At 62.8% G+C, this 24186-nt stretch carries 21 protein-coding genes, 1 tRNA gene and 3 pseudogenes; 14 read left to right on the top strand and 11 right to left on the bottom strand.

The genetic code is table 11. The features are described 5' to 3' along the window. Nucleotides 1–109 precede the first annotated feature (109 nt). Nucleotides 110–910: a bestrophin-like domain gene (locus CDV49_RS05620; RefSeq protein WP_088214588.1), complete on the top strand. Its 801-nt coding sequence runs from the start codon at nucleotides 110–112 to the stop codon at nucleotides 908–910. A 12-nt stretch (nucleotides 911–922) separates the two neighbouring features. Then, nucleotides 923–1600, top strand: a complete 678-nt coding sequence (locus CDV49_RS05615) for an AIM24 family protein (protein WP_088214587.1) — start codon at nucleotides 923–925, stop codon at nucleotides 1598–1600. 25 nt (nucleotides 1601–1625) lie between these two features. On the opposite strand, the gene CDV49_RS05610 is transcribed toward CDV49_RS05615, so the two are convergent. The 3 genes and pseudogenes from CDV49_RS05610 to CDV49_RS05600 form a co-directional block, all read right to left on the bottom strand. Further along, nucleotides 1626–3209, bottom strand: coding sequence for an SLC13 family permease (locus tag CDV49_RS05610; RefSeq protein ID WP_088214586.1), 1584 nt, complete (start codon nucleotides 3207–3209; stop codon nucleotides 1626–1628). Between the two features lie 180 nt (nucleotides 3210–3389). After that, a pseudogene (locus CDV49_RS05605) lies at nucleotides 3390–4169 on the bottom strand (IS5 family transposase). Nucleotides 4170–4696: 527 nt separating this feature from the next. Next, a pseudogene (locus CDV49_RS05600) lies at nucleotides 4697–5170 on the bottom strand (DDE-type integrase/transposase/recombinase); the annotation flags it as partial. Nucleotides 5171–5459: 289 nt separating this feature from the next. On the opposite strand from CDV49_RS05600, the gene CDV49_RS05595 reads away from it, so the two are divergent. The 4 genes from CDV49_RS05595 (at nucleotide 5460) to CDV49_RS20420 (ending at nucleotide 7638) form a co-directional block, all read left to right on the top strand. Further along, the gene (locus tag CDV49_RS05595) at nucleotides 5460–5747 is read left to right on the top strand and encodes a hypothetical protein (RefSeq protein WP_088214585.1); all 288 of its coding nucleotides are present in this window, start codon (nucleotides 5460–5462) and stop codon (nucleotides 5745–5747) included. Between the two features lie 91 nt (nucleotides 5748–5838). Then, nucleotides 5839–6036 (top strand): hypothetical protein, encoded by a 198-nt coding sequence (locus CDV49_RS05590; RefSeq protein ID WP_088214584.1) that lies wholly within the window; start codon nucleotides 5839–5841, stop codon nucleotides 6034–6036. A 116-nt stretch (nucleotides 6037–6152) separates the two neighbouring features. Then, nucleotides 6153–6449, top strand: coding sequence for a WYL domain-containing protein (locus CDV49_RS21055; protein WP_143413127.1), 297 nt, complete (start codon nucleotides 6153–6155; stop codon nucleotides 6447–6449). A gap of 364 nt (nucleotides 6450–6813) precedes the next feature. Next, nucleotides 6814–7638: a phage tail tape measure C-terminal domain-containing protein gene (locus CDV49_RS20420; RefSeq protein ID WP_179209129.1), complete on the top strand. Its 825-nt coding sequence runs from the start codon at nucleotides 6814–6816 to the stop codon at nucleotides 7636–7638. Nucleotides 7639–7870: 232 nt separating this feature from the next. Here CDV49_RS20420 and CDV49_RS05580 read toward each other — a convergent pair. Beyond that, a tRNA-Val gene (locus CDV49_RS05580) sits at nucleotides 7871–7946 on the bottom strand. 133 nt (nucleotides 7947–8079) lie between these two features. Next, nucleotides 8080–8826, bottom strand: coding sequence for a glucose 1-dehydrogenase (locus CDV49_RS05575; protein ID WP_088214582.1), 747 nt, complete (start codon nucleotides 8824–8826; stop codon nucleotides 8080–8082). A gap of 157 nt (nucleotides 8827–8983) precedes the next feature. Between CDV49_RS05575 and CDV49_RS05570 the strand changes: the two genes are divergently transcribed. Continuing rightward, nucleotides 8984–10471, top strand: a complete 1488-nt coding sequence (locus tag CDV49_RS05570; RefSeq protein ID WP_088214715.1) for an aldehyde dehydrogenase family protein — start codon at nucleotides 8984–8986, stop codon at nucleotides 10469–10471. Nucleotides 10472–10766: 295 nt separating this feature from the next. On the opposite strand, the pseudogene CDV49_RS20810 reads toward CDV49_RS05570, so the two are convergent. Further along, a pseudogene (locus CDV49_RS20810) lies at nucleotides 10767–11228 on the bottom strand (integrase core domain-containing protein); the annotation flags it as partial. 487 nt (nucleotides 11229–11715) lie between these two features. Between CDV49_RS20810 and CDV49_RS05565 the strand changes: the two are divergent. From CDV49_RS05565 to CDV49_RS05540, 6 genes are all read left to right on the top strand, one after another. Next, nucleotides 11716–12147 (top strand): hypothetical protein, encoded by a 432-nt coding sequence (locus CDV49_RS05565; RefSeq protein ID WP_088214581.1) that lies wholly within the window; start codon nucleotides 11716–11718, stop codon nucleotides 12145–12147. 27 nt (nucleotides 12148–12174) lie between these two features. Then, complete coding sequence (locus CDV49_RS05560; RefSeq protein WP_088214580.1) at nucleotides 12175–13008, top strand: ABC transporter substrate-binding protein; 834 nt, start codon at nucleotides 12175–12177, stop codon at nucleotides 13006–13008. Nucleotides 13009–13065: 57 nt separating this feature from the next. Further along, nucleotides 13066–13764: an amino acid ABC transporter permease gene (locus tag CDV49_RS05555; RefSeq protein ID WP_088214579.1), complete on the top strand. Its 699-nt coding sequence runs from the start codon at nucleotides 13066–13068 to the stop codon at nucleotides 13762–13764. Nucleotides 13765–13773: 9 nt separating this feature from the next. Next, a complete protein-coding gene (locus CDV49_RS05550) occupies nucleotides 13774–14502 on the top strand; it encodes an amino acid ABC transporter permease (protein WP_088214578.1) in 729 nt (242 codons plus the stop codon). Continuing rightward, nucleotides 14499–15227, top strand: a complete 729-nt coding sequence (locus CDV49_RS05545; protein ID WP_088214577.1) for an amino acid ABC transporter ATP-binding protein — start codon at nucleotides 14499–14501, stop codon at nucleotides 15225–15227. Before CDV49_RS05550 ends, CDV49_RS05545 begins: the two co-directional genes overlap by 4 nt. A 78-nt stretch (nucleotides 15228–15305) precedes the next feature. Beyond that, nucleotides 15306–16556, top strand: coding sequence for a Glu/Leu/Phe/Val family dehydrogenase (locus CDV49_RS05540; RefSeq protein ID WP_088214576.1), 1251 nt, complete (start codon nucleotides 15306–15308; stop codon nucleotides 16554–16556). Between the two features lie 692 nt (nucleotides 16557–17248). Here the strand turns inward: CDV49_RS05540 and CDV49_RS05535 are convergent. Genes CDV49_RS05535 through CDV49_RS05515 form a run of 5 tightly spaced genes read right to left on the bottom strand, consistent with a single transcriptional unit; the run spans nucleotide 17249 to nucleotide 23286 of the window. Beyond that, nucleotides 17249–18139, bottom strand: coding sequence for an alpha/beta hydrolase (locus CDV49_RS05535; protein WP_179209127.1), 891 nt, complete (start codon nucleotides 18137–18139; stop codon nucleotides 17249–17251). A 28-nt stretch (nucleotides 18140–18167) separates the two neighbouring features. Further along, a complete protein-coding gene (locus CDV49_RS05530) occupies nucleotides 18168–19706 on the bottom strand; it encodes an ABC transporter substrate-binding protein (protein WP_088214574.1) in 1539 nt (512 codons plus the stop codon). A 30-nt stretch (nucleotides 19707–19736) separates the two neighbouring features. Continuing rightward, complete coding sequence (locus CDV49_RS05525) at nucleotides 19737–20561, bottom strand: ATP-binding cassette domain-containing protein (protein WP_179209126.1); 825 nt, start codon at nucleotides 20559–20561, stop codon at nucleotides 19737–19739. After that, nucleotides 20558–22348 carry a dipeptide/oligopeptide/nickel ABC transporter permease/ATP-binding protein gene (locus CDV49_RS05520; RefSeq protein ID WP_088214572.1) on the bottom strand — a complete coding sequence of 597 codons (1791 nt, stop codon included), beginning with the start codon at nucleotides 22346–22348 and terminating at the stop codon, nucleotides 20558–20560. Before CDV49_RS05520 ends, CDV49_RS05525 begins: the two co-directional genes overlap by 4 nt. Beyond that, a complete protein-coding gene (locus tag CDV49_RS05515) occupies nucleotides 22345–23286 on the bottom strand; it encodes an ABC transporter permease (RefSeq protein ID WP_088214571.1) in 942 nt (313 codons plus the stop codon). The genes CDV49_RS05520 and CDV49_RS05515 overlap by 4 nt, the downstream gene beginning before the upstream one ends. Nucleotides 23287–23415: 129 nt before the next feature. Here CDV49_RS05515 and CDV49_RS05510 point away from each other — a divergent pair, with 129 nt between their 5' ends. Beyond that, nucleotides 23416–24135, top strand: coding sequence for a TetR/AcrR family transcriptional regulator (locus CDV49_RS05510; RefSeq protein WP_143413124.1), 720 nt, complete (start codon nucleotides 23416–23418; stop codon nucleotides 24133–24135). The last annotated feature ends 51 nt before the right edge of the window (nucleotides 24136–24186 follow it).

Genomic DNA, 24186 nt, shown 5'->3' with positions numbered 1-24186 from the left:
TGCAAGGGAAGAATAATCGAGCGTTCCACATGCGACAATTTGCATTTTTACCCTTCGCGCTTCTCCGTTCGCGCTATAGCTTCGCGGTGACATCTACGGTCATGTGCTCATGTTTGATTTTGTCTACGATATTCCCCAGCAGCAACTGGCGATCGGCTTCCTCGCCTTGGCGATCATCGGCATGTTGCTGGGGATGCTGGTATTCAAGCCGGTTATGCGTGTCCTGATCGGCTCCGGCCCGGATCTGAACGAATCCATCAATTACGCGACCTCGGGTTTCAGCCTGTTCTACGGCTTGCTGCTCGGCCTTCTCACCGTATCGGCCTATCAGAACAATGACCGCGTCCGCACTGCCATGCTGGATGAGGCGAACTCCATCTCCGCGCTCTATGCCGATGTGAACGTGTATCCCGAGCCGCTGCGATCCGACATGAAGGATATGCTGCGCGATTATGTGTTGTTCACCATCCACAAGGACTGGGCCGCACATCAGCGCGGCGACTTCCTCGACGGAGGCAACAACCGCTCCAATGCCATGCGCCAGCGTCTGGCGGAATTCGAGCCGCAGACACCGGGGCAGGAGATCGTGCATGCCGAGGTGCTCTCCGCGTTCCGCGATTTCGTCGCCGCCCGGCAGCAGCGCATCGCTGCCGTCTTCGTACGGATCCCGCAGGCGATGTGGTACGCCGTGTTCGGCGGCGCGGTCATCAGCGTTCTGCTGATCTGCCTGCTGCGTATGCGGCCGCTACGGCAGTTCTTTCTGGGCGCCGTCACCTCGGTCTTTCTTGCCGTCATTCTGTTCGTGATGTCCACGCTGGACGCACCGCTGCGGGGGGCAGCCGGGCTGCGGCCGGAATCCCTCATCATGGTATGGGAGCGTTCGATGTCATGGGACGAGCCGCGTTACTGAAGGGGGACGGTCATGGCGGAATTCAGTGTCCGTGAGGTCGAAGGGATGCGCCAGATCCGCATCGACATCGCAGAGGAAACGGTGCGCGCCCGCCATGGCGCAATGTCCACCATGCAGGGCAACGTGGTCATGACGCCCCGTCTGCCCGGACCGCGCGACATCTTCCGATCCTTCTTCACCTCGGATGCCCGTATCCGGCCCTTTTACACGGGAACCGGCTCCGTTCTTCTTCAGCCGACGCTCGGCGGCTACCATCTTCTGGATGTGACACCGGGTGAGCGGTGGATACTGGAACCGGGGGCGTACTGGGCCTCCGAAGGATCGGTGCAGCTTGGCATGACGCGAGAACCCGCCTGGTCCAGCTTCTGGGCGGGCGATGGGTTTCTGTCATGGAAGACAACCGTTTCAGGCACAGGCAAGGTCGCCATCAACGCCCCCGGCCCGGTGGAGACCATCGATGTCGATGACAGCGACTTCCGGGTTCAGGGGCGGCTCGTCCTGGGCCGGACGGGCGGGCTGAAGTTTTCATCCCGCGCACCGGCGAGATGGCCCCGCAGCCTGATCTCCGGTCAGAGGCGATTGCGCGCCTTCCATGGTACGGGCCGCGCGCTGGTCTGCTGGGTGCCCTACTGGAACGAGCGCCTTTACAGGACGATCGCCGAACAGGCCGCAATGGAAGGGGTCCAGTAACCCCCTCCGCCGCAGAAGAGAAAGATCAGAAGTCTATCCCAAGCGCCATCCCGCCGATCGCATAGATCGCGCAGGTGATGAGCAGGATGCCGATCAGGTTCATCACCGCCCCGCCCCGCGCCATCTGGGCGATCGTGACCGCCCCAGAGCCGAAGACGATCGCGTTCGGCGGCGTGCCTACCGGCAGCATGAAGGCGCAGGTCGCCGCCAGCGCCGCGGGCACGATCAGCATCATCGCATTGACGTCAAGGCCCAGAGCCACACCTCCGAGGATCGGAATGAACGTCGCAGCCGTCGCGGTATTGGAGGTCACCTCCGTCAGGAAAAGGATGATACCGACGACCGAAGCGACGAGCAGGATTGCGGGCAGCGCCCCCAGACCGGACACCTGCGCGCCGAACCAGTCATCCAGCCCGGACGACCCCACGGCAGCGGCGAGGCTCAGGCCACCCCCGAACAGCAGCAGAACGCCCCACGGCAGCCCGTCCTCCGCATCTTTCCAGTTCAGGACCATCTTCGTCTTGCCCTCCGCAGGCAGGATGAACATGGCAAGCCCCGCCGCAATGGCGATGACGGTGTCGTTGAAACCGCCCAGCCAGGGCAGAGCGGCAGCGACGAAGGGAATGTTGCCGAGCAAGCCCGGAACGATCCACAGGAAGGCCGCACTCACGAATACGGCGAGCACCACCTTTTCCCCTTGGCTCATTGGCCCCAAAGCATCGATCTCCTTGTCGATCATGCTGCGGCCCCCGGGGATTTCCGGCAGTTCGAAGCGATAGATGACCCGGGTCATCACCCACCACGCCAGCAGGATGAACACTGCGGCGAGCGGCAGGCCGATCATCATCCACTGAAAGAAACTGATCGGCGTGCCCAACGTATCCGCCGCATACCCCGCCACGATGGCGTTGGGCGGGCTTCCGAGCAGCGTGCCGAGCCCTCCGATGGAGGCCGACCATGCGATGCCGAGCATCAGGCAGACGCCGAAAGTCGCCACGTTGGGATCGCGGATCGCTTCCGTGATCGTCTGGCCGTTCCCGATGTCCTCGACCGATCCAGCGGACTTGCCCCCGCTGGTGAACAGCGCGAGGATCGACATGCCGATGGGCAGCATCATCAGCGCCGTCGCGGTGTTGGAAACCCACATCGACAGAAACGCTGTGGAGACCATCACGCCGAGGACAATGCGGCGCGGCTCCACCCCGATGCGCGCGATGGTGAGCAGCGCGATACGCCGGTGCAGGTTCCATTTCTCCATGGCGATCGCGATGAGAAATCCACCCAGAAAAAGGAAAACGATGGGATTTGCATAGGGCGAAGTCGCCTGCGACACGCTCTGCCCCGTAAGCGCTGGAAACAGCACGATGGGGATCAGCGACGTGGCGGCCAGCGGTATGGCCTCCGTCATCCACCAAATCGCCATGAGCGTTGCAATAGCCGCAACCGCACGACCATCCGCGCTCAATCCCTCCGAACCCCCGAGCAGAGCATAGACGACAAGCGCCGCAATCAGACCGAGCGCGCGCATGATCCAGACGTTATACTGCCGCCACCCGCGTTGCTCGTTGAACTGACCCTGATGACTGAGTTCCGGCTTTTCTCCAGCCATATGATCCTCCCGAAAAAAACCTGCCGCCGCGAGCGGCGTGGATCCCGACGGAAATAGTGCTCAGCAAGCACGGTCAATGTTGCAAAACGTCCCGATAAGCTCAGCAATATGTGGCGAATGGACGCAATACCGCCGCTTGCGACCATTCTGTCGCGACTAGTTTCACCGGTGGAAGCTAGGTCATGTTGACAAATGGCGAAGCCAGAGCCTGATGCAGGCGACGTCTATAAAACCGAGGAAACTGTCTGCGGTTTTGTCGTAGCGGGTTGCCAGCCGGCGGCTGTTTTTCAGTTTGTTGAAGCAGCGCTCGACCATGTTGCGCAGGGTGGAGATGGTCATGTCGACAGCCTTGCGTACCTTTCGGTTCTTCGCATCGGGATCATGGGCAGCGCGTTACGGTTCTCGATGTCTTCCCGAATTTTATCAGAGTCGTAGCCTCTGTCCGCCACCAGAACCGCAGGCTGCGGCAGGTTGGCGGCCATTTACCAGATCATAGCCGGTATAGTCGGAATCCTGGCCCGGCGTGATCTCGGTCCTCATAGGGAGACCGGCGCCGTTGACGCGGAGATGGATCTTGTCGAGAACCCACCTCTCGAAAGGCCAAGAGCCTCTTTCGGAGCTCCCCTTTTGCACCCGCCGCATGATGATGGGCGCGTATCACGGTACTGTCGACCATCTGAAGGTTGCAGGGGGCAATCCCGGCGTGGTTCAGCGCATCCAAGATATCCTCCCACAGTCCCGCCAAGTCCAGCGGCGGAACTGGCGGTAGACCGATGACCACTTGCCGAACTCTTCGGGCAGGTCCCGCCAGGGCGCACCGGTCCGCGCGATCCAGAAAATGCCATCCAGAACAAATCGATGGTCTGCAGGCTTGCGCCCGTTCGGATGCCGTACAGCACGAATAAAGCCATCGAAGAAGGCCCACTCATCGTCGGATATCAGGTTGCGCGCCAAGCTCATCTCCTGCCTAGAGAGGGTCTTGAATCACAGCCGACCGCGCAGGGGAATCACTTTTGTCAACAAAGCCTAACGTTTCGAGATCGTACTCAATATTCTGTGTTTTGACAATTCTCTCTCGAGCCTTGCTCTGCAAGCTGTCGAGGGATTGGCGCAAAGTCTCGTTTGTCATGTTTTTTCCCACGATCTGCTCGCTCTCGTCGAAAGGTTGACATCGGCGCTGAATCTCATAACTGCCATCGGGCGACAACGGTAGACAAGGGTAACTGCTTTACGCAGGTCTTGACGCTTTCCCGCACCGACATAGGCACGCTGATGACTGACTAGTAGATGCTAAAATTCACTATGGCTACCCGCCGCGAGCCGTTACGTCCAAGCTGTTTGTGAGGAGCTTGGCACCTGTGGCCTCGTCCTCCTCTCAAGCCGGGAGCGAACACAAAATAACTGGTCGCACCACTGGGGCAGTCTGCGCTAGGTGGCGAGGGCACCCTGAACTGCCGCCGGGTTTGGCGGAGGCTGATTTTGGTTAGTTACGCGGCCATGGGTTCAGTTTCCAGAGCTGCGTAGAAGTTGGCCTCGGCTTCTGCTGGCGGGATGTTCGCGATGGGCTCGAGGAGCCGGCGGTTGTTGAACCAGTCGACCCATTCCAGCGTGGCATATTCGACAGCCTCGAAGCTGCGCGAGGGGCCACGGCGGTGGATGACCTCGGCCTTGAATAGGCCGTTGATCGTCTCGGCCAGCGCGTTGTCATAGCTGTCGCCGACGCTGCCGACCGAAGGCTCAATGCCTGCTTCGGCAAGACGTTCGGTGTAGCGAATGGATAGGTATTGAGAGCCCCTGTCGCTGTGGTGGACCAGCCCCGTGCCCTTGGCCGGGCGGCGTTCATGAACTGCCTGTTCCAGAGCATCCAGAACGAAGCCCGCATGGGCCGAACGGCTGAGCCTCCAGCCGACGATGCAGTGGGCATAGGCATCGATGACGAAAGCGACATGGACGAAGCCTCTCTAGGTGGCGAATCCTGCGCCGCATCGAGCGCAGCGCCAGCAAATGAGCCTCATAATTTCGACGTCCGTCATTGCAGCGACCTTCTCCCGCAGCGTCTGCCTCACGTCGGTCATTCCCCACGAACCGCCATAATCTTCCTTTGTCACTCGTTAACCCTCCCTCAGAATCGGTTCTTGTAATGTTCTGGATGAAAGCAGAGAGGGGCGATTCTGGGAAGGTGACCTTTTATACCATAAGTTATTGACAAGTAACATGTTACTTAGTTTTCCCCCTCCATTGGAGGAGTAGATGACGCTGGACGAGAGGGTTGAAGCCTTGGCTGCGCTCGTGGATGCGGCAGAAAGCAAAATCCGAGAGCTGACGCGAGAGAACGCGGAAATCAGAAAATGGACAAGCGCGTGGATCGCCGCCGCCTATGAGGATGCTGCAAAATACGTAGATGGCATTTTCATGCAGTCGTTCGGAGCGGACGATATGCGCAAGGCAGCCGGAAAAGATATGATCGAACAAGCCAAGAAGAACTGGGAGACAATCCGCGCGCAGTCCCTCTTTGAGGCACCGTCCGATGACGAATGAGACGGGAAACATCTATCAGTATCCATCAGGCCCCTACTTGCCTAAAGGACCACAAGGCCCACATACTCCCGGGGGGCCACCGGAGGACACCATGCTGGCAGTGCGCGTTGCAAGCTTGGAGAGCGACATGAAGGAAGTGAAGGCCGACATGAAGGTCTTGCGAACCGACGTCGCCGAACTCAAGGGCAAGGTGTCTATGCTTCCAGGCTACGGAGGCATCGCTCTTATCGTCGGATTGATCGTTGGCCTGTCTACCATCGCGCAAGTTGCGGCGAGATTTATCCAGTAAGCCGCACCGCGTTACCGCCATAGCCCGCCCTCGCCCGGCGGGCTTTTCCATGGCCGACGAAGGACTCGACAGGTCAGGCAGAGCCGATCACCATCGAAATATTGCAGCCCTTTGGTGTGGTGATTCTTTTGTTGTCCGCGCAAATTTCCCAAGCCATCCGCGACCGTCAGGTGATCCGGTTCATGTACAACGGCAAGGCTCGCGAGGTCGAACCTCACCTGCTAGGCGTGGACAAATCGGGCGACGTGACCCTCAGCGGCTGGCAAGTTCTCGGAGGAACCGGGCAAGGCTGGCGTGATTTTCACGTTTCCAAACTATCCGGGCTCGCCACAGTTGGGCGTAGCTTTTCAGGCGCCCGACCCGGCTACAATGCGAACGACCGGACTCTTCGCCAGGTTCTTTGCCGCCTGTGAAGCCTCCACAATCGCAGGCGGTCGAAAAGCGTGCGGGACCGCTGTGAAGCCCGCAGCTTGACCAGTGATCGGTGAACAAGGCCAAGCCTCCTCCATCATGAGGGGGCTTTTTGCCGCCCTCTCCATCTCAGTTTCCCACGCCATGCGCCGCGCCTTATCGAGACGGCGAAGTCTCGCGCCGAGACCCACAAGTTCCGGTTCGGCGATGTGCTTCTCCACAAATACCCGCCTCTTGCGCCGATCAAATCGGCCTCTCAGCCACACTTGTTCATTGGATATCTCGACGACCCGGTTCGCGGCACGGAAGCTGCTAGCCAGCGGACAGTACGCGACGATGGAGGGGGCGCAACTCGCGGCGGACATGATGAGCGCCTATGGCGGGCGTCTGGACTCGGCCAGCGCATCCGCCTTGCGGCTATTCGAGACCCAGCAGCAACTATACGAAGTCCTCCAACGCCTGACTGAAGATCCTGTAAAGGACTATTTCAAGGGAATTCCCACAGAGGGGGAATCGTTCAAGAACCTACAAGCCGAAGCGCTGACCTCCGTCCGCGACGGGCTAAAAGACGTCTTCATGACCGGCGATATCGACGTATCGAACATAGTTGAGACCATCCGGTCATCGCTGGCCACGATGATGGCCGATCAGGTCATGACCATGCTGGGGGACGCGCTGGGATACCAAACCGGCGCGACCATCCTTGCGCAAGGCATCGTCGCAGGCGCTGCACAGGGCGGGGCTATCATCGCCAGTGCGATGACCACCGGAAGCGTGGCGGGCGCAGGAGCAGGGGCCGCGAGCGCTGGAGCTACCGCTGCAGCAAGCGGAGGGTTCTGGAACTCGGTCGGATCCATGATCGGGCTATTCAAAGAAGGCGGATACTCGGATCAGAAGGCGGTGAGCTACGCCCCGGCTCCCGCCGCGCTGTTCAAGAACGCTCCTCAGTTCAAGAATGGTACTGCTAACACTTTCGGGATCCCTGCGATCCTCCACGACGATGAAGCAGTGGTACCGCTGACGCGGGGGAGGAAGATCCCGGTCGACGCGTCTAGGTTGGAGACCGGCGGGGGTGGCTCGTCTGTGTCGAACAGCTTTGGCGGGATTGTGGTGAACCTTCAGACCTCTAACAGCATCGAAGACCCGATTCAGGCGCAACGGGCCGCGAACCAGCTAGCCGAACTGATTTAACTCAAGGTCGATGAGCGTATGGCGCAGGCTACGCTGTACGGCGGGGTGCTGAACCCGCGTGGCAGGTGAGATAATGAGACGGATGGGGGCGGCGTTAGCCGTCCCTTTTTGATTCAGCCCGAATGTACCCCAAAAAATTTTAGGGTACATTTAGGGTACATTTTTGCGGCGTTTAGGGTACATTGCCGTTCTGGAGCGTGTTCTAAGTGATTGATTTTATTGAAAATAAGAATGGTGGGTCGTGACGGGTTCGAACCGCCGACATTCTCGGTGTAAGCGAGACGCTCTACCAACTGAGCTAACGACCCTAGCACCGACCGTTTAGCGATGACGGAACAGCCGCGCAAGCCTTCGTTACGGGTTCTCGAAATCATGCCACGGCCCCTCCGACCAGTGCTCCCAAGGATCGGCTCATTCCTCTCTTCCGGCCCCGACACCCGCTCAGATGCAGCGTCCGCCATCGACCTCCATCGCAATACCGGTGATCATCGAGGCTTCCTCCGAGCACAGGAAGGCCGCCGCATTGCCCATGTCCTGTGGTGTGGAAAATCTGCCAAGCGGAATGGTGGAGAGGAATTTCGCACGCATCTCCGGGGTGTCTGCACCCATGAATGTGGCGAGCAGCGGTGTGTCGCCAGCCACGGGATTGATCGCGTTCACACGGATGCCGAAGGGTGCGAGTTCGACCGCCATCGCGCGCGTGGCAGTGATGACCCAGCCCTTGGAGGCGTTGTACCAGGTAAGGTTCGGACGGGGCGAGACGCCTCCGGTGGAAGCGACGTTCAGGATCGCGCCGGACCTCTGGGCTTTGAAATGCGGCACCATCGCGCGGGCGCCGTTATAGACGGAGCGCATGTTCACGTCCGCAATGCGCTCGAAGGTTGCTTCGTCAACGTCCTCCAGCGCAGTCGGCACATGCCCCACACCCGCGTTGTTCACAAGGATGTCCAGCCGCCCGAAGGCCGAAATTGCTGCTTCTCGGGCGCCCTCCATACCCGCGGGCAGCGATACGTCGCCCACAAAGGCACGGCACGCATCTCCGGCACTTTCCGCCACGCGCACTGCGCCCGCTTCATCGCGATCCATCACGATCACCTGCGCTCCTTCTGCGGCGAATTTCCGCACAATACCCTCGCCAAAGCCCGATCCACCGCCGGTGACGATCGCCACCTTTCCGTCAAGTCGCATCAGAAATCTCCTCCAGGCGCCCTCCCCGGCCGCCATGCCGCACAGGATGACCAAACAATGCGACAAGAGCCAGCCGCTTTGTTGTCCCGCGCAGGCTTTCCCGACTTGAGCCTTCTTCGCACCCTGACGCATGATCCCCCAGGTGGAGGAGATGATGATGACAGATTGGCAAAGCCGCGCCGCCGCACTTTATGACGGCGGCTTCCGTCCGATGCACATCGGGGGGCGGTGGCTGTCCGCACATTCCGGCGCGGTGATGGAGGCGCGAAACCCGGCAACCGGCGCGCTGCTCGCAACGGTCCCCCGCGGGGACGCCGCCGACATCGACGATGCCGTTACCGCCGCGCGGCGTGCTTTCGAGGGCCCATGGGCGCGGTTCACCCCTTTCGAGCGTCAGGCGCTGCTGCTCAGGATCGCGGAACGCTTCGAGGCAGAATGGGAAACGCTGTGCCTGTCCGACACGCTCGACATGGGAATGCCTATCGCCCGGACGCTGGCAAACCGACGCCGGGTGATTGGCATGCTGCGCTTCTATGCCGGGCAGGCGGTGGCCTTTCATGGTGCCACCATCCCCAACTCCTTTCCCGGCGAGATCCTGTCCCAGACGGTGAAAGAGCCGGTCGGCGTCGTTGGGGCGATCATTCCATGGAACGCGCCGATTGCCGGGTCTGTCTGGAAGATCGCGCCTGCTCTCGCCACGGGGTGCACGGTCGTCCTGAAGCCTTCGGAAGAGGCGTCCCTGACGGTGCTGATGATCGCCCGCCTCATGCAGGACGCGGGCTTGCCGGATGGAGTTCTGAATGTCGTCACCGGAACGGGGCCGGAGGCGGGCGCGGCACTCGCTGCCCATCCGGGCGTGGACAAGATCGTCTTTACCGGCTCCACCGCGACGGGACAGGCAATCGCCCGTGCCGCGACCGGCAATCTGAAGCGCGTGTCGCTGGAGCTCGGGGGCAAGTCGCCTGTGATCGTGTGCAGGGATGCCGATATCGACAAGGCGGTGCCCGTCGCCGCGATGGCGGTCTTTGCGAACTCGGGTCAGATCTGCATCGCCGGTTCGCGGCTGTTCGTTGCCCGCGAGATACACGCGGAATTCGTCAGACGGGTTGCCGATTTCGCAAAGGCGCTGCACGTTGGAAACGGGATCAGCGAAACCGCCGAGATCGGTCCGATCATCTCCGCCCGGCAGGTCAGCCGGATCGAGGGCTATCTGGCCGCGGGCAGGGCGGAGGGTGCCAGCCTGCTGACCGGTGGTGAACGGCTGACGGGCGGAGATTTCGCCCGGGGGAACTACATTGCCCCCACCGTCTTCGGCGATGTGACGGATGCAATGACCATCGCGCGCGAGGAGATCTTTGGCCCGGTCGTCTCCGCCCTTCCCTTTGATACGCTGGAGGAAGTGGTGGAACGGGCCAATGCGACGCCCTACGGTCTCGCGGCGGGAATATTCACGACCCATCTCGGCACCGCGCACAAGCTTGCCAGACGTATCCGGGCCGGGTCGGTCTGGGTGAACATGTATCACGCGATCGACCCCGCCGTTCCCTTTGGCGGGGTGAAGATGTCAGGCTACGGGCGCGAGGGCGGGATAGAGCATCTGGAGGAATATCTCGACACGAAAGCCGTGTGGATCAATACCGACTGAAGTCCCACGACGCATCTACTCTGGACGGAGGCATCCCAGCGACCACGCTCGAAAGACATCAACAACCGGGAAAGTCCGTCACTGCTGCCGAGCCGGAGAGATTGAGCAGCGTGTCTTGCGAAGCCACAGCCCCCGCCGCCATGGGTGCAGCTGCCCCTGCGATGGCCCAACCCATTGGCGCGAGACCGACCTTGAAGGGCGGACCCAGGGAAATACGAAGATCCGGCGTTGCCTGTAGCTTCGGGGCGTGGGTATCGCACTGCAAATCCACCCCTGCCTTGGCATTGGGTTTTACTCCAGCGCCGACAGGACTCTGGTTGGTGTTTTATGCCGATCGACGACGGGGGAGCGATCGCCGACGCGCAAAGCTTTCGTCTTGTGCAGCGGTGTCCGGGTCCGCGCGGGATCGGCCGGGGTCTGGTAGGTCACGGCAGAATGCGGGCGTTCAGTGTCTATTCGGCGGTCCACGCGGCGGTCACGACCAGGGCATGAGCCAAGGTGCGGAACGTGGTTTCGTTGAGCAGTTCAACGCGCATGCGTCCGTTGAGGCTTTCCGCACAGTCTCGCTCGGCTTGCCCGGCTCGATGTAATGCCATTCGATCTTTTTCTCCGAGAACCACGGCAGAATAACATCCGAGGTCAGTTCCGTGCCCCTATCCGAGATAATCATTACCGGCTTTCCTCGACGCTCGATCAGCACTGCCAGCTCCCGTGCGACGCCCCGACCCGATATCGAGATGCCCGGGATCGCTGATATGCTCCCCGACCTTGGACCACCGGAAGCTGGATTTTTCCGGCCATCTCACGATGACGGGCCGGTGGCGCCGTCGGGATAATGTATGGCGATCAGGACGTTATTTCCGATATCGACTGTTCGAGGAATAGAAGAACAAAAGGTTCGTTACCCCATTGGCCGTGGTGGGTCGACCGTTTGAGCACCCTCGCGGGAACATCGACAAGGCCGGCTTGGCTGTCTTCTGCCGAACCGGACCAGCCCTTCAGATTGTCGGAGGAAATTTCCGGTACGCTCGGTCCAACCTTCAACCATTGCTGGCGGCGTAGCTCCGTCCCGATACGCTCTCGGCGTCTCTCAACGACATGGCACGCCGATCTGCAACGACGCGAGGTCCCTTGCGTCCAAAATCATCTAAAAAAGAGATTGGATTTCATAAAATAATATCGCTGTTTTTTATGTGCCTTCCTCCATTACCTTATCTTAATTCGACACATCGCAGGACCGCACCATGACCACGACCTCTGCCGCCGTGCTGCAAGCGGACCTGCTTGAAAGCTTCCGCATCGTCGCCACATGCCTGCCCGGAGGCGTCGGGATATCCAGTGCCGCCAGAATTCACCACGCGGCGGATTTCGTCATCGACCCTGCAATCAACGACAATGGCGCAATCGGTCGGCGCGAGTTGCCGATATCCGCACATGCCGTCATCCATCGCGCGTCCTGCGAGAATGATCCCGGAGCCATCGAGGTGCCGGCTTCTATCCGCAGCCCTGTCGTAAACCGCAGCGATATCAAGGCGGCGGACGATATGAGCGCCTCTGCGCGGGCCGACGGGCCGGCGCTTCTTTATCCCGTCCGCACGAAGGAGGCCCCGGAAGCCGAGATCAAGCGGCAGATCGCCGAAGACCGCTACATCGGCGCCTATGGCAAACCCGCCTGAGCGCACAAAAACCAACAGGAGACCAAGATGACCATTCTGAAATCCCTCGCCATTCTGGCGGGCCTGTCGCTTGCTGCCGCTCCGGCGCTGGCCGACCAGCTTTCCGACATCAAGGCGAAGGGTGGGCTGATCTGCGGCACCATGGGCAACTACGAACCCTTCAGCTTTCCCGATCCCGCGACACGGGAGATCATCGGCTATGAGGTCGATCTGTGCCGAGCCGTGGCCGACGATCTGGGCGTCAAGCTGGAGCTGAAGCTCATCGCGGTCGAGGCGCGGATCCCCGAGCTGACCGAGGGCCGGGTGGATCTGGTCGCCGCCGCACTGGGCTATACTGCCGAACGCGCGCAGCAGATCGACTATTCCAACGCCTCCTTCGTCAGCCTGCAACGGCTGCTGGTCAAGGAAGGCTCCGACATCAAGGCGATGGAGGACCTCTCCGGCAAGAAGGTCAGCGCGCCGAAAGGCTCCAGCTCCGAACGCTTCCTGCGGGAGATCGTGCCGCAGGCCACCATCCTGACCTTCCAGGATCCGCCCGCCGCCTTCCTGGCGCTGCAACAGTCCAAGGTGAAGGCGCTGGCGCTCTCCGAGGTCGCCTCGGTGAAGTTCGTCAATACCGCAGGCGGCGGTTTCGCCTTCCTGCCCGGTGCGATGGCCAAGGAATACTGGGGGCTCGGCCTGCGCAGGAACGAACCCGCATTCAAGGAGGCCGTCAATGCCACGCTGACCCGGCTGGAAGAGACGGGCGAGGCGCAGAAGATCTTCGACAAATGGTTCGGCCCCGAAACCCAGTTCAAACTCACCCGCGCCTTCCGCATGAACGAGCCTGTCTCCGACCCGGTGCTGAAACCCGCGCTCTGATCCTGGCAACCCGCCGCCTGGCGTGATGCCGGGCGGCCCGAACGGAAGGGGAAGACCATGGGCGGATCGCTCGATTTCTCTGCCGTCCTGACCGGCGAATACCTGCGCTGGCTTGCGGACGGGTTGTGGGTGACGTTGCAACTGACGCTGGGGGCCTGGTGCCTCGCCTTCGGGCTGGCGGTGGTTCTGGCCGTGCTGCGCGCCACCGAATTTCCGCCCGCGGTCTGGTTCGTTTCCGCCTGGGTGGAGGTTCACCAGAACATCCCCCTGCTGGTGCAGGTGCTGTTTTGGTATTTTGCCGTGCCCGAACTGCTGCCCGAGGCCGCCCGCGAATGGCTTTACGAGCGTAACAGCGAATTCATCCTCGCGCTGCTTGCCATCGGCTTCTGCTTTTCCGCCTATATGTCGGAGGCGCTGCGCTCGGGCCTGCGCGCCGTGCCGCGCACCCAGTATGAGGCGGGGCGTACCTTCGGCTTCGGCTATCTCCAGACCATGCGCTACGTGATCGTGCCACAGGCGCTGCGGCTTTCCATACCGCCGCTGGTCAACTATTCGCTGCTGCTGTTCAAGAACACCTCGATCGCCATGGCCATCGGCGTGCATGAACTGACCTACCAGTCACGGCAGATCGAGGCCGACACGTTCCGCACCTTCGAGATCTTCTTCGTGGTGACGGCCATCTACCTGTTCTTTTCGTTCCTCATCATGGCGGTTGGCGGGCTTTACGAACGCCGCAACGCCAGCGCCGCGCGATAGGGGGCAGCCATGATCGACATCATCCACGACTACTGGCTGCTCTTTCTCGTGGGGCAGTATCCCAACGGCCCGCTGGGCGGTCTGGCGGCCACGCTGCTCCTGGCGCTGACGGGTCTGGCACTGGCCTTTCCCTGCGCCATGGCGCTGGCCGTGGCCCGGATCAGCCCGTTCCGCTGGATCAGCCTTCCCGCCGCGGCCATCGTGCATACGGTGCGGGGCATGCCGTTCCTGATGGTCATCTTCTGGAGCTATTTCGCGCTGCCGCATCTGATCGGCTGGCCGATCAGCGGCTTCTGGACGCTGGTGGGGGCGCTGGTGCTTTATGAGAGCGCCTATCTGGCCGAAGCGATCCGCGCCGGCATTCAGTCGCTGCCCAAGGGCCAGACGGAGGCCGCGCGGTCGCTGGGGTTTGGCTATTTTCGCACGCTGGGCTTCGTCGTTCTGCCGCAGGCACTCTACAATTCGCTGCCGAGCCTGATCAGCCAGTTCGTATCGCTCATCAAGGAAACCTCGCTGGGCTATGTGATTTCGGTGAACGAATTCACCTTTGCCGCCGCGCAGGTGAACAGCCAGCTTCTGACCCGTCCGGTCGAGGTGTTCTCGATCCTCGCGCTGACCTACTTCGTGCTCTGCTTCTCCCTGACCCAGACCGCCCGCTGGCTGGAGGGCCGCATCGCCCGCCGCCGGCAGGGCCGCCCCGCCGTCACCCCAATCCTCGCCACGGAGCCTGCACCATGATCCGCTTCGATGCCGTCAACAAGTGGTACACGCCACACCACCAATGCCTGACCGACATAACCGCAGAGGTGAACAAGGGCGAGGTCGTCGTGCTCTGCGGCCCCTCCGGCTCCGGTAAGACGACGCTGATCCGCACCATCAACCGGCTGGAGCCGATCCAGGGCGGGAGGATCACCGTGAACGGGCAGGATACGCAGGCAAAGGGCGCCGACCTGAACCGGATGCGGCGCGACATCGGCTTCGTCTTCCAGCAGTTCAACCTCTTCCCGCATATGTCGGTGCTGGACAACATCACCCTCGCCCCCCGCAAGCTCCGCGGCCTGAGCCGCGCGGCGGCAGAGGAAAAGGCCCACGCGCTTCTGGATCGTGTCGGGCTGGCGGACAAGGCGGGGGCTTTTCCCGGGCAGCTTTCGGGCGGGCAGGCCCAGCGGGTGGCCATCGCGCGGTCGCTGGCCATGGACCCGCCGGTCATCCTCTTCGATGAACCCACATCGGCGCTCGACCCCGAGATGGTGGGGGAGGTGTTGCAGGTGATGAAGGGCCTCGCCCATACCGGCATGACGATGATGTGCGTCACCCATGAGATGGGCTTCGCGCGCGAGGTCGCCGACCGCGTCTGGTTTCTCGACAAGGGCGTGCTGCTGGAGGACGCCTCTCCCGAGACCTTCTTCACCAACCCCCAGCACCCCCGCGCGCAGAAGTTCCTGTCCGACCTGCGACACTGAACGGACCGACACATCCTGCGGTTGCCGCGCGATCCCGTCGCGCGGCCCGATCCCCTGCACCCCTTGAAAGGACGCCCCATGTATTCCGGGCCCGTGTTCGACATGGCGAAGACGCAGTTCCAGCGCATCGCCGACCACCTCGACATCCCGCAAGATCAGCGCGAGCGGTTGCTGATGCCCAAGCGTCTGGTCGCGGTTTCCTGCCCGATCCACCGCGACGACGGATCGACCGCCGTGTTCCAGGGCTACCGCGTGCAGCACCACCTGACGCTGGGCCCGACAAAGGGCGGCACCCGCTTTGCCCCTTCGGTCGATGTGGGCGAGGTCGCGGCGCTGGCGGTCTGGATGAGCTGGAAATGCGCGCTGGCCGGGCTGCCCTATGGCGGGGCCAAGGGCGGCATCACCGTCGATCCGCGTGCGCTGTCCCCCCACGAACTGGAGGCACTGTCGCGCCGCTACATGCAGGAACTGATCCCCTTCGTCAGCCCGCATACCGATGTGATGGCCCCTGACATGGGCACCAACGAACAGGTCATGGCATGGTTCATGGACACCTATTCCATGTATGCGGGCCACACCGTCAATGAAATCGTTACCGGCAAGCCGGTCTGGTGCGGCGGCACGCTGGGCCGGCGCGAGGCGACGGGCCGTGGCGTCGCCCACTGCACGCTGCGCGCGATGGATCTGATCGGAATGGTGCCGCAAGGCGCCACTGCCATCGTCCAGGGCTTCGGCAATGTCGGGGCGATCTCGGCGCTGTCGCTGGCGGAGCATGGCGTGAAGATCGTCGGCGCTTCCGACCACACGGGGGCCTATTATGATCCCCGCGGCCTCGACGTTCAGGCGATGTCGGCCCATGCCCAGGCGCATGGCTCGCTTGCGGGCTTTTCGACCGAGCTGGCCTTCGACCCGGAAGAGCTGCTGACCCAGCCCTGCGATGTGCTGATCCCCGCGGCGCTGGAACGGGCGATCACCGCCGGCAATGCGGCGGACCTGAAATGCCGCATTCTCGCCGAAGGCGCGAACGGTCCGACCACCCCCGGCGCGGATGAGATCATCGACGACCGGGGGGACATCTTCGTCATCCCCGACATCCTGTGCAACTCCGGCGGGGTGATCGTCAGCTACTTCGAATGGGTGCAGGATCTGCAACGCTATTTCTGGACGGAGGACGAGGTGATGCGCAAGCTCTACGAAGCACTGGATCGCTCCCTCGGCCAGGTGCTGGACATGGCGAAAGCGCGCGGCCTCTCGCATCGCAACGCCGCGCTCGCGATCGGGGTGGAGACGGTGCGCCGCGCCAAAGAGACCCGCGGCCTGTTCCCGTGACCGCGGTTCGGCGATAGCCCGTGATCGGCAAAAGGCGGGACGACCACAATTGCAGCAACAGACAAGTCGTCCCCCAGCCCCAGCCGTTCATCAGCGCGCCGCCAGACCTCTGAAAACCGCCGAAAGCAAGGCGAGCCGGGTTTGATGATTACCACGGGCCGGGATAATTCTGCACCCGACATGTACTCATCACCCGGCACTCCGTCCTCGCCTGCGGGTGAGGCCGTCTCCCGCATAGCCATCCTTCCCAAATGGCATCGAGACCGGAATGGATATGCGCGCAGGGATGCCGACGAGGATGGATGGCCCCCCTTGTCAGGATTGACGAGCGATATGCCAAAAGCTCACGGCGAAGGCAGTGGCGCGTTGGAAATAGCCAGCAGCCGACGGGATATTGCGTATCATCTGCCGCACGACCCCGGTGGTCATTTGATGGACAGAACCAGAAACCGCCGAGCAGATTCCCCGACGGATCCGATATCCTGCGTCGGACCCTCGTCTATAGATCGGCGAAGTCCCACCAACACGATCCGCTTGCTAACCACGCGATGGACGGGGAGAACCCGTTCCCCGGCAATCGTAACCTTGCGGGTGGGCTCGACGGGCCTTACACGGGACAGGCTGCCAGTAGCGTGAATTGTGGAATTGCGCGCCTTCGCCCCTGTGTGATCGAGACGATGGAGCGAACCGGATCAGCGCATCTGCAGGGACAGCCGCTCATAAAGCTCGACAGTGGCATTCAACGCGGCCGGAACCACACCGGTGAAGCTGGCGAAGCCGTGGTTGAGGCTGTCGTAAATGCGCAGGTCCAGCGGCACGCCCGCCGTGCAGAGCGCGGCGGCGAAGGCCAGATTGTCCGCATGCAGATAGTCATGCCGTCCCGTCCCGAGGATCACCGGCGCGACGCCCCGCAAATCCGCAGTGATGGGCGAGGCGCGCCAGTCTGCGGCGGTCTTCACGTAATCCGGGCCGAGATATTTGGGCTCCACCGGCGTCGGCTTGCCCGTGCGCCGGCGGAAATCGGTCAGCGGATAGCACAGCAACTGGGCCCTGAGCGGTAGCCCCGCGTCGCGGGCGTGAAGCGCGGCCACCGCCGCCAGATTGCCCCCCGCGCTGTCCCCGGCGACGGCAAGGCGGGCGGGATCGCCGCCCAGCTCGCCGATATGCGCGGCCACCCATTCCAGCGCCGCGATCGCGTCGAGCGGCGCCGCCGGAAACGGATGTTCCGGCGCCAGACGATAATCGACGTTCACCACCACCGCGCCGGAGACATCGGCCAGCCGGCAGGCATGCGCATGATGGCTCTCCAGATCGCCGATGATCCAGCCGCCGCCATGCAGATAAAGCACGGTGGCGCCCGACGGCTCCAGCGGGCGGATGACGCGCACCGGAATGGCGCCGCCGGGCCCGGGAACCAAGCGCGGCTCGGACCCGGCCACGGGAATGTCCGGGCTGGGGTAGAACGCATTCCGGATCGCCCAGCCGTGCGCGCGCGCCTCTCCGCCGGTCGCGGCCGAGAACGGCTCCGGATAGCCTTCGGCGACGCGGCGGCGATCCATATCCGCAATGATCGGGTCCAGCATGGACATGTTCCTTTGATGTGGGGGCCGGTCAGCTGCGTGGACGGATCTTCGTGATGTCGATCACGATGCTCTGCCCGATCTCCGGCACTTCGACATTGCTCGTGGCGAGATAGGCTGCATCGACACCGATGACCGGCAGGAACCAGGCCAGTTCGACAACCTTGGCATAGACCGCGTCCCACGCCTGCCGGGCCTCCTCCCCCGTGAGACGGGAGGCCGCGGCGATCAGCGCGCTGAGCTCCGGGTCGCTGGAGGCATAGGGGTTGAGCGAGCCGTTCGGGCTCAGCGTCTGCACCATGGCAAGGTTCGGCACCCCGGAGTTGGTGTTGAACAGCAACGTCTCGATCTTGCGCTCCTTGCGGGCCTGAAGCGAGGCGCCGATGCCCTGATAGATCTCCGGCTCCAGCGTCACGCCGATCTGGCTGAGCTGGTCGGCATAGGCCTGAAACAGCGCATTGTTCAGCGTGTTGCTGACGTACCCCGCCTTCACCGTCAGGCCGTCTGCAAAGCCCGCCTCCGCCAGCAGCGCCTTGGCGGCATCCACATCGAAGGGATACACGGCCTCATTGCCCTCCTGATAGCCGTCGAAACCCTTCACCTGCAGCTGTGCCGTACCATAGGCCAGATCACCGAACATGGCCTGCGCGACCAGGTTGCGGTCGATGCCCATGTTGAGCGCGCGGCGCACGCGGACATCGCCCAGGGCGGGGTTGATGTCGCCCGCGCGATCCATCAGCACGAGACCGGCCCATTGCACCGGTGAATGGATCAGCCTGATCCTGTCGCCGAGGATGCTGCGGTTCATATGCGCGGTCATCGGGTCGGAGATCAGCACGTTCAACTGATTGGCCCGCAGCGCCTGGACACCCGAATTCTGGTCGAGGAAGACCGAGACCTTGATCCTGTCCCAGTGCCGCGCCTCCGCGTTGTAGTAGGAGGGATTGGGCAGGTAGGTGTAGCTCTTGCCTGAAACGGAAGCGTCGGCGTCCAGCACATAGGGCCCGGCGCCGCAGCTTTTCGTCAGCAGGGTTTCGGGATTGTCCACACCGGCGGGGCAGATGATCCAGCCCGCGTTCCAATTGTGGTCGAACAGCTTCATCGCAACCGGGGTCGGTTCAGAGAAGGTCATGGTCAGCCCATGGTCCGACACCACCTCCACCCCGGTCAACTTGGCGAGGTTCGCGGCGAAGGGGCCGCTGCGGCCGACGAAGTAGTCGATGGATTTCTTGACGGCGGCGGCATCGACCGCCTCGCCGTTTGAAAAGGTGACCCCTTCGCGCAGGGTCACCGTCAACACCTGGAGATCGTCCGACATCTCCCAGCTGGTGGCCAGCGCGGGTTCCAGCGACCCGTCGGCGAGCGTGCGCACCAGCGGTTCATAGGTTGGGAACAGCCAGGTCCCGGCCCGGCCATTGCCAGACAGAGCGGGGTCAAGGCTGAGCGGGGCAAAGGGGTTGCCGACAGTCAGCACATTCTCCTTCGCTACCGCCGGGGCAGCGGCCAGCGCGGCGGCGAGCCCGCCTGCCGCAAGAAGCCTGCTTAGCAGGCGGGGTTTGGCATTCGTCATCAGAGCGTCCTCCCTGGAATTTTTCTGGCGTCAGGCCGCAGCGCTGATCCGGCGCATCTCCCGCCAAGCCTGACGGCGCTGGCGCTGCGCCACGGGATCCGGCACCGGGGCGGCGGCCAGAAGCGTGCGGGTATAGGGGTGCTGCGGGTTCTCCAGGATCCGCCCGGCATCGCCCTCCTCCACGATCTCGCCGCGGAAGATGACCATCGCGCGGCGCGACACATGGCGCACCACGGTCAGGTCGTGCGAGATGAACAGCAGCGTGAGCTTCATCTCCTTTTGCAGGTCGTTCAGCAGGTTAAGCACCTGCGCCTGCACGGAGAGGTCGAGCGCGGAGACGGGTTCATCGCAGACCACCAGCTTGGGCCGCGCGATCACGGCGCGGGCCACCGCAATGCGCTGGCGCTGGCCGCCGGAGAATTCGGACGGAAACCGTTCCACCGTATCGGCGGGCATGCCGACGATATCGAGGATGGCGCGGATCCGGCGGGAGATCTCCGCCGAATTCCGTTCGCCCGCCGCCATCAGCGGCTCCGCCAGCGTCTGGCCGATGGTGCGCACCGGGTTGAGGGAGCTGTAGGGGTCCTGAAAGATCACCTGGATCTCGCGCCCGAGCGCCCGCCGGCGGCTGCGCGGCAGGTAGGTGATGTCCTCTCCGGCATAGGTGACGGTTCCGCTGGCCGCTGTGACGCGGCCGAGGATGACATTGCCGATGGTGGATTTGCCGGAGCCGGATTCGCCCACCAGGCCCAGCGTCTCCCCCTCCGCCAGATCGAAGCTGACGGAATTCAGCGCCTGAAAGCCGCCGAAGTTCACACTGATGTCGCGCAGCGACAGAAGCGGGGCGTCGGTCACGGCGCGGCTCCTTCCATGGCGTTGAACGTGTCGCGGATGGTCGGCAGGCGGCTGCCCACCGCAGCGCCGTGCGGATTGGCGGCCAGCAGCGCACGGGTGTAGCGGTGCGACGGCCGGGCAAAGAGGTCCTCGATATCGGCATCCTCCAGCTTCCGGCCGCGGAACATCACCAGCGCGCGGTCGCAGATGTCGGCCACCACGCCCCAGTCATGCGTCACCAGCAGCGTGGCCATCCCGCGCTGTTCCGTGGCGTGGCGGATCAGGTCGAGGATCTCCGCCTGCACCGTGACGTCGAGCGCGGTGGTCGGCTCATCCGCAAGCAGGATCTTTGGCTGCGGCAGCAGGGTGCGGGCGATGCCCACGCGCTGCGCCATGCCGCCGGACACCTGATGCGGATATTTGCGCATCACCGCCTCCGCATCCGGGATCTGCACCTGTTCCAGCGCCTCCAGCGCCCGACGGCGCGCCTCGGCCCCGGAACCGGCGCCATGCATCCGCGCGACCTCCGCCAACTGGCTGCCGATGGTGAAGCACGGGTCCAGCGCCGCCATCGGTTCCTGAAAGATCATGCCGATCTGTCGCCCGCGGAGCGGGGTGAGCGAGGCCGTATCACGCAGATCATATTCGCGCCCGTCGAACAGCATCCGCCCGGAGACCACCCGCGTTCCCGCTGGCAGCAGCCCGATCAGCGCAAGGCTGCCCAGCGTCTTGCCGGAGCCGGACTCGCCCACCAGCCCCAGCGTCTGCCCCGGCTGAATGTCATAGCCGAGATCGTCAACCAGCGCGGTTTCCACCCCGTTCTTGCGGGTGACAATAGTCAGCCCACGCAGCGAGAGCACCGCGTTGCGGTCAAAGGGTTCGCTGTCCCGGCCGGGGGCCACTGTCGCCCCCACCGCCCGCCCCTTCGCCACCGGCGCGGACCAGCGGTCGGCCAGTACGTCGCGGAGCGTATCGCCCAGAAGGCCGAAGGCGAGGATCGTCAGCGCCACCGCAGCGCCCGACGGCACCAGCAGCCACTGGAAATCGTTTATTGCCAGCGAGGCCTCATAGATCATGCCGCCCCAGCTTGGCTGCGGTGGCGGGGCGCCGAGGCCCAGAAAGCTGATGCCGGTCTGGATCAGCACCGCCAGCGCGGCAAAGATCGACAGCTGCACGATGATCGGCCCGATGATCCGCGGCAGGACATGGCGCAGGATGATCTGCGCGTCGCCCAGCCCGGTGATGCGCGCCGCCTCGATATAAAGCTCGCCGCGGATCGACAGCACCGCCGCCCGGACCACCCGCGCGATATTGGCGGACCCGATCACCCCCACCGTCGCCATCGCCACCGTCATGTTGCGGTTAAAGATGGTGATGATGACCAGCAGGATGATGATGTTCGGCAGCGTCATGATGATCTCAAGGATCATGCCGATCACCCGGTCGGTCTTGCGGCCGAAATACCCCGCCAGAACGCCCATCCCCACGCCGAGGACGCCCGCCACGGCAAGCGCCTGAACAACGCCTGTCAGAGTGGCCGCGCCGCCGTGCAGAAGCCGACTGAGGATGTCGCGCCCGAAGGCGTCGGTGCCGAGCGGATGCTGCATGCTGGGCAGTTGCTTGATGGCCAGCAGGTTCTGGCGCACCGGGTCATAGGCGCTGAGCTGATCTGCAAAGATCGATGCCAGCACGATCAGGACCAGCCAGCCGATGGCGATGAACCCAAGCGGCCGGAGCAGTACCGAAAGAATGACCGGCTGGCGCCGGTGCCGCACCTCGGGCTCGAAAACGGAAGCGACAGACGTCATTGCAAGCGCACCTTCGGGTTGAGCCAGCCATAGCTGAGGTCGACCAGCAGATTGACGGTGATGGTCAGCAAAGTGAAATAGAGCGTCGCGCCCTGCAGCAGCGCGACGTCGCTGTTCAGCGCCGCCTCCACGGCAAGGCTGCCCATGCCCGGCAGGACGAAGACATGCTCGACGAAGACCGTCCCGCTGATCGCGCTGACCGTGACCAGCCCGATCACCGTCACCACCGGCAGCGAGGCATTGCGCAGCGCATGGCGGAGGATGATCCGCCGCTCCGGCAGGCCGCTGGCGCGCAGGGCGCGGATGAAGTCGCGACGCATCACCTCGCCCATCGAATCGCGGGTCTGTTTGGCGATGGTGGTGATCGAATGCAGGGCAACCGAAATCACCGGCAGTACGAGGCCCACGAACCAGGCCCAGGGGTTCTGGGAGAACGGCGTATAACCGACGGCGGGGAACCATTGCAGCCAGACTGCGAACACGGAGATCAGCACCAGAGCCACCCAGAAGCTTGGGAAGATCAGCGCCACGATCGAGATGACATCGACCGCCCTCCCGATGAAGCCTCCGCGCAGCGCGGAAATCAGGCCGAGAGACACCCCGATCGCGACACAGACCAGCAGCGAGCCGAGAATGATCGACAGCGACACGAAGAAGCGGTCATTGAGCATCTGCACCACGCTTTCGCCGGTGAAATGCGATTTGCCCAGATCGCCCTGCACGGCGTTGATCAGCCAGTGCCCGTATTGTTCCAGCACCGGTTTGTCGAGGCCGAGTTCGGCGCGCAATTCGTCATAGCGGGCGATGGAGGTTTCACCCTGCAGAATCGTCGCGGCAAGGTCTCCAGGCGCAAAGCTGTTCAGAACGAAAGTGAGCAGCGTGACGATCAGGATCAGCGGTGCCGAGACGGCAATCCGGTTCAGGACGAGCCTAAACACGGCAGAACTCCGCCTGGATGGCGTGAATGGTCATGACAGCAATCCCCCCGTTGGTTTTTTGAACCGAATAGAACAATAAATCCGGCGCGACCATTGTCAAGCGGGGATCGGCATGCCACAGTGATCTCCATGACAGAGACGCCAACAGAATGTAAAAAAACGGAAAATGCCGCTCACTCCGGCCGAGGACGGCGTCGTTTCGAAGACGGAATGGATGCGGCTACCCTGGCGGAGGCTACCCGCGCAGACATTCTTGCCAATGCAAAGCTGGCCTTCATGTCGAATGGATTCGATGGCACCAGCGTCAACGAGATCGCGCGCAACACGCAGACCAGCAAGCGCATGATCTACTATTATTTCGGCAGCAAGGACGGCCTCTACCGCGCTGTTCTGGAGGACGCCTACTCACAGGCGAGTCAGGCGCGGAGCCTCGACAGGCTCGACCTGCTGGAGCCGGTGGAGGCCCTGAAAGCCTATGCCGCGCGGGCCTTCGACAACCACTACCAGAACCCCGATTTCGTCCGGCTGGTCATGGCTGAAAACCTCAATCAAGCCAGAACTCTGCGCGATTCCCCGGCGATCAGCGAGCGGACGCAGCGAAGCCTCGGCTATCTGGATGATGTTCTAACGCGCGGCAAGCAAAGCGGCGTTTTTCGCCAGGATTGTGATCTGGTCGATCTGTATCTGGTCATCATCTCGCTCAGCTTCTACTCGATCTCCAACCAGTCGACCGTGGCGATTTCGCTCGGCATAGACATGGCGGATCCGGCGCAGCTCGACCGCCGCCGGGCATTGATCGTAGAAAACGCCCTGCGTTTCGCACTCCGCGCGCCGTTGGAGCCAGCCTGAGATAACTGATTTAATTAGGTTTTCTCGTTTCTGCCTTGAGGGTCGAGACGA

Origin of the sequence: Haematobacter genomosp. 1 (genome assembly GCF_002196855.1) — a bacterium.
GTDB lineage: Bacteria > Pseudomonadota > Alphaproteobacteria > Rhodobacterales > Rhodobacteraceae > Haematobacter.
The sequence above is the reverse complement of the archived record's forward strand: the minus strand, read 5'-3'. Positions and strand labels throughout refer to the sequence as shown.